Raw genomic sequence first — 15140 nt, 5'->3', positions numbered from 1 at the left:
GGCAGCCGTACATGAGTTATCTTATGAAGCTTGGTGGACTTTTTTCCCGATCCTTGAAACGAGGTTTGTTTTTTTACTGGGCAGGTACGCTTCTTTCCGAAGGAGAAAGGCGAAATTCGCTCGGAGCGATTCCCATCGTCTTTTTAAAGATGAAACTGAAATAATGGGGATCACCATACCCCACTTCATAGGCAATATCGGCACATTTCATTCCGCTTCCGGAAAGGAGCCGCTTTGCGGCATTGATTCTTACCGAGGTCAGATACTCGATAAAGGTGATACCCGCCTCCTGGGAGAAGATGGTGCTGAAGTGATTCGGGCTCACGTTCACCTGGGCCGCAACGCAATTGAGGGAGATATCCTGACTCATATAGTTTTCATCGATGTACTGCTTTGCTTTTGCAATGAGAGCATGGTGTCTGGAGTTCAGGCGGGAATCCCGAAAGGCGATCCAGTGTTCTATGATCGACCGGAGTTCGGCGGCAAAGGAAGCACGGGAGCGGGAAGAGGCGATAATGTGTTCCCGGCGAAGATCGGAAGGGATGATGTCGTGGGGATCGCCCTTAAACTCCTCGACGAGCATGGATATGGCCTCGATGATATCGCCGCAGACAAGGAGGCAGTAGCTGAGGTTCGTCGCCGCCGCCCGTTCATCGAGAAGTTCCATGTAGGGAGCGAGAATATCGTCTATCTCCTCTATGCAGGCAAAGCGGAGACGTTCGGCCACGGGATCGGCATCAAGCCACAAGCATTCCGATGGTTTACACCACGGTATGTCGCCGAAAGAGAGAATGTTCTTTTTGCCAGTCAGGGACATATAGCGTACGGCTTTTTCGGCATCGCTGTAGGAACGGGAAATCTCACCGATGTGTTCGGCTACGGTGCCGATACCGATGGAGATTCTGCAATCGCCGTTTCTCCTTTGCGCCTCAAATTGTATTGCCTGGGCAAGGGGATAGACGCGATCATCAAGGGAGTCCCTGGATATGTCCTTGATGATCATGGTTTGTTTGACCAGGCTCTGCGAGAAAAGAAGTAGATCGTTCCGACCTTTTACAAGTTCGGCGATCAGGGATTTTACAATGGTACACGCTGCATAGTTGTCGGGGCTGGTGAAGATTTCCACGATAAGAACGAGGTACCCATTTGCGATCAGATCTATTCCGAGAGAACGAGCCTTCTCCACGGTATCGGAACCATTGATCTGACCGGTGACAAGATTGCAGAGCCATTTCTCCCTGACCACCTCTTCGGTTGATTCGATCTTCATTCGAAGCGTCTCAATATTTGTCATCCGCTTCTGTTCCGCCTCAATCTGATCGGTTACCTTTTTCAAGGATCTGAGCATGTCGGTCGCAGAGACGGGCTTAAGCAGATATTCCTCCACACCGATGGAGATGGCCTCTTTTGCATACTGAAATTCATCATGACCGGAAAGAATGATGATCTTCATCCAGGGCTGGTCCTTCTTCACAATCCTGGAAAGGGCAAGGCCGTCCATAAAGGGCATCTTGATGTCGGTGATGAGAATGTCGGGCTTTATATCCCGTAAAATGGAAAGGGCCATCTCCCCGTCGGGCGCTTCCCCGGCAAGGGTATAGGGGGTTCTGTCCCATGGTATACTGTTGCGGATACCTTCCCGGGTGACAATTTCGTCTTCGACAAGAAATACACTATACATGGTTTTTCATCTCCGGTAATCGAAACGAAACGGCGGTTCCCTCACGATAAACGCTGGAAATGTCCAGTTTCGTCAGACTATCGTAGTAGAGGGCAAGCCGTTTATTCACATTGTACAGGCCGTATACATCGCTGAGCATCGAACTATCCAGCTCGACATCAATCTGCCTTCTGATCTCTTCCAGCCGTTCAGCCTTGAGCCCGATCCCGTTATCCTCGACCCGGAAACAAAGCTTTCCATCCTCCCGCCATCCCCGGACCGTGATCATTCCCCGACCCCGTTTGTTTTTGATGCCGTGGTATAAAGCATTTTCCACCAAAGGCTGAAGCAGCAGTTTGAGCATACTTTTATCGGCCATCGCTCCGTCGTATTCGATTGTAAAATCGAGAATATCACGATAGCGGATCTTCTGGATGGTGAGGTAGTTCTCCACATGCTCAAACTCATCCCGAACCGTGACCCACTCCTTTCCACGGTTCAAAGAGCGCCTGAAAAAGTTCGAAAAACTGCGGGTAACCGAAATGACCTGCTCATATTCCCGTCCCTCGGCCAGCCAGATGATCGAATCGAGGGTATTGTAGAGGAAATGAGGGGTTATCTGTGCCTGCAGGGCCTTCATCTCCGATTTTTGAAGATTCTTTTGTTCCTGAATATTGGCATTGATCAGCTCTTTGATCTTCACCGCCATGATATTGAGGTTTTCAGTGAGGTTATCAAGCTCCTCCACATGGGGAGACTCGGCCCTCGCGGATAAATTACCGGCGGCGATCTGGTTGGATAAGGCTTCCAGCTCTCTGATCGGTCTGTTGATACTGGTGGAGACCGACCTCTGGGCAAAGACGGCAAAGAGAACGACAACAGCAACGACGACGATCTGAAGAAGCGACAAAAGAGTGGCCGTCTGCTTGATGCTTTCGTTGGTTCGGGAAGCCGATTCGATCTCGAGCACAATAAAATCCTGCAGAATATCCGAAACAAGTTCGGCAACGCCCCTGATCTCGTCGAGAATCGCCTCATTCTCCGTCACCGGAAAACGCTTACGCATCTGATTACCGAGCCTGTCTACATAATCGGTCAGGGTGTTCATCGCCCGTCCGGCCACCTCCAGCAGCTGGCGATTCTCACGTACCTCAGTATCCCGCATAATCGAATCAAGCTGCATGTTGATGTTTCGAATGATGCCGTACTGCTGCCCCTCATCGAAGCTCTTATTCCCTGCGACGATGTCCCACAGCTCATTGGAAATATCACTCTTGACGATCTGATTGAGTCGATTCGTCCTGCTTACGTTGGTTATCATCCTATCGTAGCGAAGGGTTTGATACCATGAAAAGGCAAGGCTGATCATGGGGGCTACAAGCGTCAAACAGATAATGATGATGTAAGAATGGCGAAGGGTCTGCTGAATACTTCTGCTCTTCCATCGGTCCAATTCAATACCCCCGGGGAGCAACCGAAGAGAGGTCGTCATACTCCGAAAAGACGGTTTCATCGACATGCAATAAACGAGGAATCTTTTCTCCCCGGGCCAGCCTCTTTGCAAGAGACATGATGGCGGGGCCCGTCTTCGGATTACACTCGATTACACAATTTACCTCACCACGCCTCAGGGCATCGATGGCCGCCTGTTCGGCGTCTATGGTAACAATCACCACATCATTTCCGGGACGAATTCCAGCCTCACGCATGGCATCAAGAATACCCAGGGTCATCCCGTCGTTGTGAGAAAAAACCACCTCGAAATCACTGTAGACCTCAAGAAGGTTCCTCATGATCTCATAGCCCTTGGACCTGAGAAAATCACCGGATTGGGAGTGAATAATGGTAAATTCGGGGTAGTCCGCAAGGGCCTCCCTGAAACCGGCGGCCCGACCAAGGGCAACGGAGGAGCCTTCGGTACCCGAAATTTCAATGATTCGTACGGGTTTGTCGCCGGTTTCATCCTGATTACCCAATCGGGAAAATTTCTTTAAAAGAAAAAAAGCGGCCTCCCGCCCCTCCTGCTCGCTGTCGGTCCCGATAAAGCCTGCATACAAACGATCATCCTCGGTGTGGATCTTTCGATCGGTGACAAGGACGGGAATTCCTGCATCCATAGCTTCCCGCAAAATATTGTCCCACCCGTCGGCCACAATGGGAACGAAACCGATCACATCCACCTGATAGGCGATAAAGGAACGCATCGCCTTTATTTGATTTTCCTGTTTCTGTTCGGCATTCGCAAAAAGCAGCTGAACCCCGCTTTCCTCCGACGCCTGTTGAATAGACCTGGTATTACATTTTCTCCATGCACTTTCCGCACCAATTTGCGAAAAGCCGAGAATAATCCCTCCCTGACCAGAGGTTGCTCCCTGATGCGTCTCGGAACGAACACACTGGGTTACAATGACGGCGCATACAGTGAAGAGCATAGCAAAAGCGATACTATACATTCCTTTTTTTGACATTGAGAAACCCTTTCGGATGCGTGTACGTTAACCCATTGTACACCTGAGATTGTGAGAACTCAAGAAAATCTTAGTGTTCCGAATCCTGGTGGTTGTACGATCTGAGCGCTGCGCCCCTTTTTGACATAGATGGCTCACGAGGGTATGGGAGTTTTTCTGTCCGCCCCAAGTTGATCCGCCGGTGTAACTGATCCATCAACAAGATGAAATCCTTTTGAGTCGGACGACAGGTTGGGCTGCATAACGTTATAGAGCGCTTATAGGCGACTCTCTATATGTGTTTGAGAGCGGACTTTTTTCCGCTCTTCCATCGGAGAATAAAAGTCGGACTGTTCCTTGTGGTTCGTTGAATTCATGCTCCATAATATCCGTTGCGAAGTTTCTATACTTCAGAATTCCTGAATACGCAACGGCGGGACTCTTGTGCCCTCTTGACATCAGGAGCCGTTATATGGGTTATGTTCCAACAATCACCTTTAATCCATCAGATACATACTGTTCTATCTTTCCATCTCTTGTTAGTAATGTATAATTATTTTGTATTGCCTGCCATATTAGCAGTCTATCAAATGGATCTTTATGATTTTCTTTTTTCGGTAGCTTATAGTATGACGCAAATACTTTGTAATCTAATTCTGCTACATGATATCCTGTCTCCATTGATACTTCACTTATTTGTTCAGGATTTAGCCCATCTAATTCTAACTTACCTAATGAATATTTTAATGCTATCTCCCAGAAGTTTATTCCAGATACATATTTTTCATCCTCTTCATTCAAAAATATATTCAAGATTCGTTTCGTTATCTTCTCTGGTTCAAACAATGACCATAAAAGATAGTGTGTATCTATCAAATACCTCATAAATTTATTAACTCTTCTTCTGTCATCCCAAAATCTGGTTTAATTTCATACCGCTTATCTCGTAGTAATCCTAATTTTAGGGAGTTTCGCTTTTTATACTCTTTATAGGGAATAAGAACTGCTACATTTTCCTTCTTTTTTCCATAGGTAATTATAATCTCTTCTCCAGAACGAACATCATCTATTACTTCTGAGAAGTGCGTTTTAAAATCGCCAACTGGTAAGGTTTTCATAACTTCAATATACTTCATTTTGTCAAGTTGTCAAGTTGTCAAGTATTTTTCGATTTACTTCTCTTGAAGTAATCTGACTTCATCAATAGAATTTACATCAATAGGTACGGAGACTTTTCTTTTTTTATATTCTCAATTGCTTCATCCATCATCTGTAGCGTATTCTTTGAAATATCGGCAGGATCTACTAACGCGATGCCACCGCCGGCAAAAGCCCCCACTATGGTAAAGGCCCATGGCCGGGGTATATAGTAGGAAGCATGAAAAATTTTGAAACATCGGAATGCTTGACACAATTACCGGATACGAAATTTTGGGCCCTGTCCGCCGGCTGGCAAGGATTGGGAGAGGTAGTACAAAGCTGGTTTGGAACGATATCAATGATCGTGGTCACCGATGAGGTCATAGCTGATGCTGTGGCTCCCAGCTTCAAAGAAGCCCTTCGACGGGAAGGACTCACCTTGATCAAACTGCTTGTGCTCAGGGGAAAGGCCCCCCTGGTCGCCGACTATCGACGTATTCAGGAGATTATTACCCAGGTACAAGGGCTTCTGACCACCCCGAGGAGAGACGGGAAAAAAGGCGAAAGAGCGTTATGCCAGAGTCTTCTTGTATCCCTCGGATCAGGAACGATCAACGATCTGGTTAAATGTTCTGCAGGTGCCTTAGGCGTCCCCTACCTTTCGGTTCCTACCGCTCCTTCTGTGGACGGTTATTCCTCCTTCGGCGCTTCGATCCTAAAAGAGAACTTTAAGCAAACCATTCCCTGCCCTGCACCTCGGGTGGTGTTTACGGCTTCGGAGGTATTGTCGGCTGCCCCAGCGCAACTTCGAGCCGCAGGCTACGGAGATCTTGCGAGCAAGATTACGGCGGGAAGCGACTGGGTCCTTGCCGATGCATTCGGCCTTGACCCTATAGATGGGACGGCATGGGCCTATACCCAGGAAGGGCTGATCAAACGTCTGTCGGCAGCTCCCGACGACCTTGCCGATGAAATCTTTGCAGGTCTGGTTCGAACGGGTTTTGCAATGCAGATCACCTCATCCAGTCGGCCCGTTTCCGGAGCGGAGCACCTGATCTCACATGTCTGGGAAATGGAACATCTGGAAATCGATGGGATAACCGTTCCTCATGGTATCAAGGTTGGTATCGGACTGCTTACCATCAGCGCCTTTACCTTCCTGGTTTTAGACCATATGAGAAACGGCATCAGCCTCGATGCTCTACCTAAGATCCCCGGCCCTGAGGCCAGAGCGCAGGAGGTTGCACAACTGTGTGCCCACCTTCCGGTGTCGGCCTACCGCGCAATCGAGGAAGTCGCCCTCTCAAAGCTTCCGACCCAAGAGACCGTCAACGAACGCTACAATTACGAGAGGAAGTGGTATAGGAATCTTGCCGACAAGATAGAGACACAACTTGTTCCTTTTGAAGAGCTCAAGGGGATGCTTGCCCGGGCCGGTTGCTTTACAAGCCCGAGGGAGCTGGGGGTCGACCGGTCACGGTTTCTTCGTACGCTCGAGATTGCACAGATGATCCGCTCGCGTTACACCGTTTTGGATTTTGCCTGGGAGACAGGATTGTTCGAGTCCTGTGCCGAGGAGATAACGGCTATGTTTTTTTAGTTGACAGTAATCTTCCGGGAGTATTATAATCACCTATTGCGTTAACGTTAACGCGACAATACTTGCAAAGGACATCCGTGAATGACCATCAAAGATATTGCAAAGCAGGCAGGTGTTTCGATCGGAACAGTCGATCGAGTGCTTCACAACCGGGGCCGCGTATCGGTAGAAACAGCAAGGAGGATCAGGGCCATTGTTAAGGAGTCCGGCTACAAACCCAATATGTATGCCAGCACCCTTTCCAGCTCCAGACACTATACCCTCGCCGCGCTTACTCCTCGTCATGATCAGGATGGGGGATTCTGGGAGCTTCCAGCGAAGGGCCTCCTCAGGGCCGAGACCGAGCTCGAACAATTCTCGATACATGTAGTTCGGTATGAGTTCGACAGATACAGCGAAGACTCGTTCAGGCAGGAGGCAGAACGAATTATCGCAGATCGTCCCGACGGTCTTATCATCGCCCCTGTTCTCCCAAGCCCTGCCCGCCGTCTCATCGACGCACTGAAAGGGAACATTCCCTACGTACTCTTCGACTCCAATCTGCCGGAAACCACGGCACTTGCCTTTATCGGACAGGACTCCTACTGCAGCGGTATTCTTGCAGGCAAACTGATGAAACTGCTCTCTCCGAATCCTGATACGTGCGTTATTATTCAATCGGTTATCCCTGATGTCCATATCACTGGACGAATCAACGGTTTCCTGAGCCAATATGCCGATGATGAAAAACCGCCTTTGGTGATCGAAGAACACATCGAAGATCGGAATGTCTGTACAAAGTTCATGGATACTCTCCTTAGCCAGAGACCGGAGGTGGAGGGAATCTTTGTCACAAACGCTTCCTGTCATCGTGTGGCCGAATACCTTGAGCAACGTTTTCCGCAAGGTTCTCCGATAAAGGTGATTGGTTATGATCTGATTCCCCCAAACAAGGAGTGCCTGAAAAGGGGCTACATCGATTTCATCATCAGCCAGAGGCCTGAAAGACAGGGCTTCGAAGCGGTCTACACCCTTTACAGAAAGCTTGTGCTAAAACGTGAACCTTCCAGCCGGATTGTCATGCCGCTGGATATTCTTACCAAAGAAAACGTTGATTTCTATCGATAGGCCTTATCACAAAGTAACATAAGGAGGAAATTGTGGCCGAAAAAAGCTATGTTCTCGGATTTGATTACGGGACAGACTCGGTACGCGCCATTATTGTCGATGGTGAGAACGGAGAGGAAATTTCCAGCGCGGTAAGCTATTACAAACGCTGGAAAGAGGGTACATACTGCGATCCCAAAAACAACCAATTCCGACAGCACCCCCGGGATTACATCGAGGGCCTGGAGGCATCGCTGAAGGAAGCCCTGGAAAAAGCCCCGGCAGGTACGGAAAAGAAAATTCGGGGAATTGCGGTTGATACCACGGGAAGCACACCGGTGGCGGTAAATAGAGAGGGGATTCCTTTGGCCCTTAGCGATGAGTTTGCAGAAAATCCCAACGGTATGTTTATCCTCTGGAAGGATCATACGGCCGTAGCAGAGGCTGCGGAAATCAACGAGATCGCGCGTAGCTGGGGAGGAATCGATTACACCAAGTTCGAGGGCGGAGTCTACTCTTCCGAATGGTTCTGGGCAAAAATTCTCCATGTGCTTCGCCGGGACGAGGCGGTACGACGTGCGGCCTTCTCCTGGGTCGAACACTGCGATTGGATTCCCGCTCTTCTTACGGGAAGAACCGATCCGCTCACCATGAAACGGAGCCGCTGTGCCGCCGGTCATAAAGCGATGTGGCATGAAGAGTTCGGAGGACTCCCGTCGGAGGAGTTTTTGGTCAGGCTCGATCCCTTGCTGAAGGGCCTGCGGGAACGGCTTTTCGAAAAAACCTACACCTCCGATGTTGCGGCAGGGGGACTTTCAGCGGAATGGGCGAAGCGGCTGGGGCTTGAGGAAGGAACGACGGTGGCGGTCGGCGCATTCGATGCCCATATGGGAGGTGTGGGAGGGGAGATTGCCCCAGGCTCCCTGGTAAAAGTGATGGGAACCAGCACCTGCGATATGCTGATCGCCCCGAAACAAGAGATGAAAGATGTCCTGGTAAAGGGTATCTGCGGCCAGGTAGACGGTTCGATCATGCCCGGCATGCTGGGGATGGAGGCGGGACAGTCCGCATTTGGGGATGTCTACGCCTGGTTCAAAAGTCTCATTGCCTGGCCCCTGGGTCTGCTTGCAAAAACAGGCAAGATAGACAAGGCACATGCCAAAGAGCTTGCCGAGTCGGTTTCCGCACTGATCATCCCCGAAATTGAGAGGGCTGCGGCGGAGATAGAACCTGGGCAATCGGGACTCGTTGCCGTCGACTGGCTTAACGGGCGGAGGACACCCTTTGCGGACCAGCGGCTCAAAGGTGCGGTCACCGGTCTCACCCTTGGGACGGATGCTCCGGCTCTCTACCGGGCATTTGTCGAGGCCACGGCCTTCGGCGCTCGTCGCATTGCAGAACGGTTCGAAGAGGAAGGGGCAAAAATCCGCGATGTTATTGCCATCGGAGGAGTTGCAAAAAAATCACCACTGGTTATGCAGATCGTCGCGGATGTGATGAACCGAACCATACGGGTTGCACGAAGCGAACAAACCGTTGCCCTCGGAGCGGCAATGTTTGCAGCCGTCGCCTCGGGGCTCTATGCCAGCATCGAAGAGGCCCAAAAGGCACTCGGAAGCGGTTTTGAAGCCGAATACAGCCCCAATCCAAACTATGTACCCATCTACGACAAGCTCTATCAAGATTATCTGGCGATCGGAAATTTCGTCGAAGAAGAGACAAACCAGAAATAAGGACAAAGATTCATGGGACATTTTAGCACCATAAAAGAGGAAGCATACCTCGCAAATATGGAAATCAGCAAGCAAAAGCTCGCCATCTACACCTTTGGAAATGCAAGCTCCTTTGATCCCGACCTTGGCGTTTACGCCATCAAACCGAGCGGGGTACCATACGATGAACTATCGCCGGAAAAGATGGTCGTGGTCGACCTCGAGAATAACATTGTCGAAGGAGAGCTCAGGCCGTCATCGGACACGAAGACCCATACCATCCTCTACAGGCATTTCGAGGGCATTGGCGGAATTTGCCACACCCACTCTGCCTATGCCGTGGCCTGGGCCCAGGCGAAGCGGGCCATTCCCATTTTTGGGACCACTCATGCCGACCACCTCACTGTAGAGGTTCCCGTAACCGAGGTGATGAATGACGAAGCCATTACCCGGGACTATGAAACAGAGACAGGCAAGCAAATCCTTTCGACCTTCGAAAGTATCAATTATAAAGAGGTCGAAATGGTCCTGGTTGCCTGCCACGGACCGTTCAGCTGGGGCAAAGACGCAATGAAGGCGGTCTATAACAGTGCAGTCCTCGAAGAACTTGCAAAAATGGCAACGCTTACACTGCAAATCAATCCCGCTGCAGAAGAGCTCAAACAGACGATACGGGATAAGCATTACTACAGAAAACATGGCAAGAACGCATATTACGGACAATTATGAAGAACCATAAGGGGGAACTACAATGATCGACATAGGAACGTATGAAGTTTGGTTTGTCACCGGCAGCCAGCATCTCTACGGGGAAGAGACCCTGCGGCAGGTTGCATTAGATGCGGCAAAAATCGCCGAGGGGCTGGACAGCTCACGGGAAATCCCGATCAAGGTGAAAACAGGCCCGGTGGTAACCACCTCAGAGGAGATCAAAAGGGTCTGCCTGGAGGCAAACAACAGCGCCGCCTGTGTGGGCCTGATATTCTGGATGCATACCTTTTCACCGGCGAAGAAATGGATTGCAGGACTTTCGGCCCTGCAAAAACCCTTTGCCCATCTCCATACCCAGCTTGGGCGCGACATTCCCTGGGCCGATATCGATATGGACTTCATGAATCTTCATCAATCGGCACACGGAGGCCGGGAGTTCGGCTTTATCGGCACCAGACTTCGAAAGAACCGGACAGTGATTGTAGGACACTGGCAGGATGAGGATGTATGTAAACGGCTTGGTATATGGTCCCGGGCAGTCTGTGCCTGGGCCGATTGGCACACCGGAAAGCTTGCCCGCTTCGGTGATAACATGAGGGAGGTAGCCGTGACCGAAGGAGACAAGGTCGAGGCACAAATTCGCTTTGGTTATGCAGTCGACGGCTACGGTATGGGAGAGCTTGTCGAACGAGTGAACGCAGTCACCGAACAGCAGATCGACACCCTTGTGGAAGAATACGAGGTAAGCTACAACCTCGCCGAGGAGCTTAGGAAAACAGGAGCCCGCAGGCAGGCCCTCCGCGACGAGGCAAAAATCGAATTGGGGATGCGATCGTTCCTGGAAGAAGGGGGATTCACCGCCTTCACAACCACCTTTGAGGATCTCTACGGCCTGCCTCAGCTGCCGGGGCTTGCCGTTCAGCATCTCATGGCAGACGGATACGGCTTCGGAGCGGAGGGAGACTGGAAAACCTCTGCCCTCCTTCGGGCGGCGAAGGTGATGTCTTCGGGCCTTTCCGGCGGTACCTCATTTATGGAAGACTACACCTATCATCTCGAAAAGGGCAAGATGATGATCTTGGGAGCCCATATGCTGGAGGTTTGTCCCAGCATCTCGGAGGGAAAACCGAAAGCGGAGATCCATCCGCTCTCAATCGGGGGAAAGTCCGACCCGGTGCGGCTGGTATTCTCCCCTCCCGCAGGTTCAGCGCTGAATGCAACCCTCATCGACATGGGAGGTCGCTTTCGAATGATCATCAACGAAACCGATGTGGTAAAACAACCCCACGATCTCCCGAAGTTACCGGTTGCCCGTGCACTATGGAAACCCAAACCGGATCTTAAAACCGCTGCGGCCGCATGGATTCTCGGAGGAGGGGCCCACCACTCGGTCTTTACCCAGGCACTGACGACCGAATACTTCGAGGATTTCGCAGAGATGGCGGATGTCGAATTTATAGTCATCGATGATGAAACCACCATACGCCAGTTCAAAAACGAATTACGCTGGAACGAGGTGTACTACGCAATGAAAGGCGGTTTCGGAGGATTCTAAGGCCGGAACAAAACGCTTTAAAGTCGATAACGTTATGATTCAATAATGTGGGCGGGCCATGCCGGGACTGGATTCCGGGATGGCCCTTTAAGACTGGGTACAGAGAAAGGACTTTTTTTCCTATCGCTCGATAATATCCTCAAGAATTGTCCGATCAAGGAGTCGAAGTGACGGATATTTGCCGTCGACCGCTCCTGAGGCCTGCAGTTCATGCATGATTCGATTCAAATGGCGGAGCGTGGTTCCCAGAAGCGATGCAAGACTCTCTTTTTCCGGAAGCTCGATGGTCTCCTGTCTTCGAGTCGATGCCTCGGAGAGAAGGAAAAGTGCGAGTCTGCCGGATGCGGAAAGCACATGCCCAGAAAGCAGAGAGCTGTTGCTATAAAGCTTCTTTTTTAGTTCATCGATAATAAAGCGGAGGAATCGGGGGTCCTGCGAGCCGTAGGCTTCCACGGTCCGCATGGGAAGCCCCAGCATTGACACCTGGCGGGTCGATATGACGTTGCTGTGTATCGGCATGCCGCTGAACAGTTCCAGATCACCTATGGCGGCAAGAGGATTGGTCAAGGCAATGACGGCAAGTTTGCCATTCATATGATAATGGACACACTGAAGCTGGCCCTTGACCAGAAAATAAAAAAAGCGGGCCTCGGTCTGCTCAAGATAGATATTGGTATAGGCAGGAAAATGAAAAAGGCGAAGCCGTTCCAAAATCGGAAGGTTAAGGAACTGATCCATCCTATAACCGGCAATATACGATTCAATTTCTTCAGCAACTGCCCTGTTTTTCTCCTCTTCCATAGAGCCTCCGAATTCATTCATATAGTAACACGCATTTTTCGCCCGCAGAGGACATATGTCCTGGAAACCTCATGCGGCTCTGAATAGTGTATATGCATGACGAGAACCAATAGTGCCACGTCGGCAGAGATCGATACCAGGGAGCCGAAGCAGGGCAAGGAAACAGACAAAAGGGTGCTTTACGAGCAGATATGCCGAGCAAACGCCCTTGTAGAGGCAGAAGAGGAAGCTATCTTTTGCTTCTATCGCAGGCGATACCCAAAGCGGTAGTGAGCCAATAACGTCACTGCGAAGGCTGTCGGCGCATCTACTCCATTTCCGTCTCATGAATGACCGCCATAGTTTCGCGGGACAGCGTTCCGATGGCGGACACCGTTTCACTCACGCCCGAGACTGAGGTCATAACATCATGGTATACCGTTTGAACCTCGGAAGAAAGGGTTTTTAGGCTCTCCAGAGAGGTAACGATCTGACTTCCTGCCGCTGACATTTCGTCCATCGTATGGATGATTGTCAGCATGCTTTCTGCCATGTCCTCAGATCCTTCAATAACCTGCTTCATGGATTGGGTTGCCTTCTGCGATACGGATGCCGTCGTATTGATCCGTTCCAGCATCTTATCAAGTGTCTGTTGAATAACCAAAGCGTTTTCCCCGCTCATATCGGCTAATCTTCGCATCTCTTCGGCAACTACGGCAAAGCCTTTTCCGGATTCTCCCGCATGAGCAGCCTCGATCGCGGCATTCATTGAAAGGAGGTTTGTATTCGATGCTACCTGATCAATGATATCGACAAAGTCTCCAATACCTTCGACAGATGCACTTAAACTCTCGATAGCCTCAATGGTCTCCTTCATTTCCTCATCACTGGACTGGGCAAACTCTTTCAAGGACGAGATGGATTCCCGTTTGCTACCGGACAAGGCTGAAGTTTCATGTACGGACTGGATCATCTGTTCCACAGCACTTGCCGATTCTTCTATTGCTTTAAACTGCTCCTCGCTTTTTCCTTCGACATCCGCTGTGATCTCCTTGACATTGAGAATAAGGTGTTCTGCCTTCTCTATTTTTTCATGGAGGTTCCTTGCAAGATCTATCATCATATTCTGCTGCTTTGTGACAATTGCCTGCCGGTAGTGGTGGCAATTTTCGGGTTTGTTAAGGCCATTAAAGATGGCAAATGCCATGGCCTCACAGGTTCCGTAGCCGCAGGAGGCGCAATTCAGAAAATCCTCTTCATTCTCTTTCAGCATGCTTTTGTAGATTTCTTCAAGTTCCTCGGTATTGGGCGTTTTTAAAGAGAAATTATTCGAAAGATCACGGTACTTTCGCCTGTACAGTCCCTCGTTCCAGTACTGTGAGATGATCTTATCAACTTTTTTCGCTCGGACCTTCGGTTTCAGAGAACCCTTACCGTATTGTCGAATGGCCTCGGACCTTCGTTTTTTTATAGGATACTCGATCTCGTCGGCATGTGCCTCGGAAAGCCCCGTCCCTGTTCCGCCGTTACATCCAAGATCACAATTGAGGCAGTCCACAAGGCGCGGCTGCATCCCCTTACCACGAACAGCCTTAAGCTCGGCAAGATACTCATAAATCCCGGGAACACCTTCAATCTTCCTGATCCCCGAAAGGAGTTCGGGCGAAGAACGCTCCACCGTCTGCATCAGCCCTCCGGGCGTCGAAAACATGACAGCACGCTCGGCATCCGGGCCGGTAAAGTCGACCTCCGGATAAGAAGAAAGGGCAATCCCTTTAGCCTTCATATATGCTTTCAGCATAAGGAAGGTGACATTGTAGTCTCCCATCTTTGTTTCTGCAAATTCCCGTTTTTTTGCAATGCAGGGAGAAAGAACGGCAACGTTATGGTCTGCAAACTCTTTTCGATATTCCTGAATCATGGCAATGGTATGGAGCATAGGACTGTGTGCCGGCGCAAGATAAGGAATGAGCTCCGGATGATATATTTCAATGTAGGTAACAATGGCAGGACAGGGCTGGGCTATGACAAGATCGGGATTATCCGTTTTGATATGATTGATATAGGAAGCAACGGTAAGCTCGGCCCCAAAGCTTACATCAAAAAAGGCCTCAATACCTAAGGACTTTAAATACCCGTTCAGCCTGAGGTAAGAATCGGGGAAACTTGAAGCGACGGAAGGGGCAACGATGGCGATCATGGGCTCTTTGCGTGATAAGGCATCGAAAAAGGCCTCTGTGTCGTCAACCACTGATCGCGCATTGTGCGTGCAGGCTTCTATGCATTTCCCGCACCCTATACAGAGATCATGATGAATCGTTACGGTAGAGCCGCTTCCGTCTATGCAGTATTTAACCGGACAAGAAGCTATACAGGCATGGCAGTTTACACATTTACTTTCATCAATCTGTATTACTGGTGCAAGGCTCTGTTTCATTAAGAGCATTCC

General features: G+C 50.1%; 13 protein-coding genes. 6 read left to right on the top strand and 7 right to left on the bottom strand.

Going from position 1 to position 15140, the window contains the following annotated elements; translation table 11 throughout:
* Positions 1 to 73: 73 nt before the first annotated feature.
* From F459_RS0101075 to F459_RS0101055, 5 genes are all read right to left on the bottom strand, one after another.
* Positions 74 to 1681: a response regulator gene (locus F459_RS0101075; RefSeq protein ID WP_020610884.1), complete on the bottom strand. Its 1608-nt coding sequence runs from the start codon at positions 1679 to 1681 to the stop codon at positions 74 to 76.
* Positions 1674 to 3152 carry a sensor histidine kinase gene (locus F459_RS0101070; RefSeq protein WP_020610883.1) on the bottom strand — a complete coding sequence of 493 codons (1479 nt, stop codon included), beginning with the start codon at positions 3150 to 3152 and terminating at the stop codon, positions 1674 to 1676. The genes F459_RS0101075 and F459_RS0101070 overlap by 8 nt, the downstream gene beginning before the upstream one ends.
* A complete protein-coding gene (locus F459_RS0101065) occupies positions 3115 to 4128 on the bottom strand; it encodes an ABC transporter substrate-binding protein (RefSeq protein ID WP_020610882.1) in 1014 nt (337 codons plus the stop codon). Before F459_RS0101065 ends, F459_RS0101070 begins: the two co-directional genes overlap by 38 nt.
* A 456-nt stretch (positions 4129 to 4584) precedes the next feature.
* Positions 4585 to 4992 carry a type II toxin-antitoxin system VapC family toxin gene (locus F459_RS0101060; protein ID WP_020610881.1) on the bottom strand — a complete coding sequence of 136 codons (408 nt, stop codon included), beginning with the start codon at positions 4990 to 4992 and terminating at the stop codon, positions 4585 to 4587.
* Entirely contained in the window at positions 4989 to 5225 is a 237-nt protein-coding gene (locus tag F459_RS0101055) for a type II toxin-antitoxin system Phd/YefM family antitoxin (RefSeq protein WP_020610880.1), read from the bottom strand. The genes F459_RS0101060 and F459_RS0101055 overlap by 4 nt, the downstream gene beginning before the upstream one ends.
* 260 nt (positions 5226 to 5485) lie before the next feature.
* Here F459_RS0101055 and F459_RS0101050 point away from each other — a divergent pair, with 260 nt between their 5' ends.
* From F459_RS0101050 to araA, 5 genes are all read left to right on the top strand, one after another.
* On the top strand, positions 5486 to 6847 hold the full coding sequence (locus F459_RS0101050) for a sn-glycerol-1-phosphate dehydrogenase (RefSeq protein ID WP_020610879.1): 1362 nt from the start codon (positions 5486 to 5488) through the stop codon (positions 6845 to 6847).
* A gap of 81 nt (positions 6848 to 6928) precedes the next feature.
* Positions 6929 to 7954, top strand: coding sequence for a LacI family DNA-binding transcriptional regulator (locus F459_RS0101045; protein WP_013255976.1), 1026 nt, complete (start codon positions 6929 to 6931; stop codon positions 7952 to 7954).
* Positions 7955 to 7986: 32 nt separating this feature from the next.
* Positions 7987 to 9666 (top strand): ribulokinase, encoded by a 1680-nt coding sequence (locus F459_RS0101040; RefSeq protein WP_020610878.1) that lies wholly within the window; start codon positions 7987 to 7989, stop codon positions 9664 to 9666.
* Between the two features lie 12 nt (positions 9667 to 9678).
* Entirely contained in the window at positions 9679 to 10374 is a 696-nt protein-coding gene (gene araD / locus F459_RS0101035) for an L-ribulose-5-phosphate 4-epimerase AraD (protein ID WP_020610877.1), read from the top strand.
* A gap of 22 nt (positions 10375 to 10396) precedes the next feature.
* The gene (araA, locus tag F459_RS0101030; protein WP_020610876.1) at positions 10397 to 11911 is read left to right on the top strand and encodes an L-arabinose isomerase; all 1515 of its coding nucleotides are present in this window, start codon (positions 10397 to 10399) and stop codon (positions 11909 to 11911) included.
* A 120-nt stretch (positions 11912 to 12031) separates the two neighbouring features.
* Here araA and F459_RS0101025 read toward each other — a convergent pair whose 3' ends face one another.
* The gene (locus tag F459_RS0101025; protein ID WP_020610875.1) at positions 12032 to 12712 is read right to left on the bottom strand and encodes a Crp/Fnr family transcriptional regulator; all 681 of its coding nucleotides are present in this window, start codon (positions 12710 to 12712) and stop codon (positions 12032 to 12034) included.
* A 96-nt stretch (positions 12713 to 12808) separates the two neighbouring features.
* Between F459_RS0101025 and F459_RS23860 the strand changes: the two genes are divergently transcribed.
* Complete coding sequence (locus F459_RS23860) at positions 12809 to 12982, top strand: hypothetical protein (protein WP_020610874.1); 174 nt, start codon at positions 12809 to 12811, stop codon at positions 12980 to 12982.
* 37 nt (positions 12983 to 13019) lie between these two features.
* On the opposite strand, the gene F459_RS0101015 is transcribed toward F459_RS23860, so the two are convergent.
* Complete coding sequence (locus F459_RS0101015) at positions 13020 to 15128, bottom strand: [Fe-Fe] hydrogenase large subunit C-terminal domain-containing protein (protein ID WP_026294820.1); 2109 nt, start codon at positions 15126 to 15128, stop codon at positions 13020 to 13022.
* Between the last annotated feature and the right edge of the window lie 12 nt (positions 15129 to 15140).

It is taken from the genome of Sediminispirochaeta bajacaliforniensis DSM 16054 (assembly GCF_000378205.1).
GTDB lineage: Bacteria > Spirochaetota > Spirochaetia > DSM-16054 > Sediminispirochaetaceae > Sediminispirochaeta > Sediminispirochaeta bajacaliforniensis.
The sequence above is the reverse complement of the archived record's forward strand: the minus strand, read 5'-3'. Positions and strand labels throughout refer to the sequence as shown.

Coding starts and splice junctions, on each gene's coding strand:
- F459_RS0101075 (WP_020610884.1), bottom strand. CDS start 1,681: ATGTATAGTGTATTTCTTGTCGAAGACGAAATTGTCACCCGGGAAGGT.
- F459_RS0101070 (WP_020610883.1), bottom strand. CDS start 3,152: ATGACGACCTCTCTTCGGTTGCTCCCCGGGGGTATTGAATTGGACCGA.
- F459_RS0101065 (WP_020610882.1), bottom strand. CDS start 4,128: ATGTCAAAAAAAGGAATGTATAGTATCGCTTTTGCTATGCTCTTCACT.
- F459_RS0101060 (WP_020610881.1), bottom strand. CDS start 4,992: ATGAGGTATTTGATAGATACACACTATCTTTTATGGTCATTGTTTGAA.
- F459_RS0101055 (WP_020610880.1), bottom strand. CDS start 5,225: ATGAAAACCTTACCAGTTGGCGATTTTAAAACGCACTTCTCAGAAGTA.
- F459_RS0101050 (WP_020610879.1), top strand. CDS start 5,486: ATGAAAAATTTTGAAACATCGGAATGCTTGACACAATTACCGGATACG.
- F459_RS0101045 (WP_013255976.1), top strand. CDS start 6,929: ATGACCATCAAAGATATTGCAAAGCAGGCAGGTGTTTCGATCGGAACA.
- araD (WP_020610877.1), top strand. CDS start 9,679: ATGGGACATTTTAGCACCATAAAAGAGGAAGCATACCTCGCAAATATG.
- araA (WP_020610876.1), top strand. CDS start 10,397: ATGATCGACATAGGAACGTATGAAGTTTGGTTTGTCACCGGCAGCCAG.
- F459_RS0101025 (WP_020610875.1), bottom strand. CDS start 12,712: ATGGAAGAGGAGAAAAACAGGGCAGTTGCTGAAGAAATTGAATCGTAT.
- F459_RS23860 (WP_020610874.1), top strand. CDS start 12,809: ATGACGAGAACCAATAGTGCCACGTCGGCAGAGATCGATACCAGGGAG.
- F459_RS0101015 (WP_026294820.1), bottom strand. CDS start 15,128: ATGAAACAGAGCCTTGCACCAGTAATACAGATTGATGAAAGTAAATGT.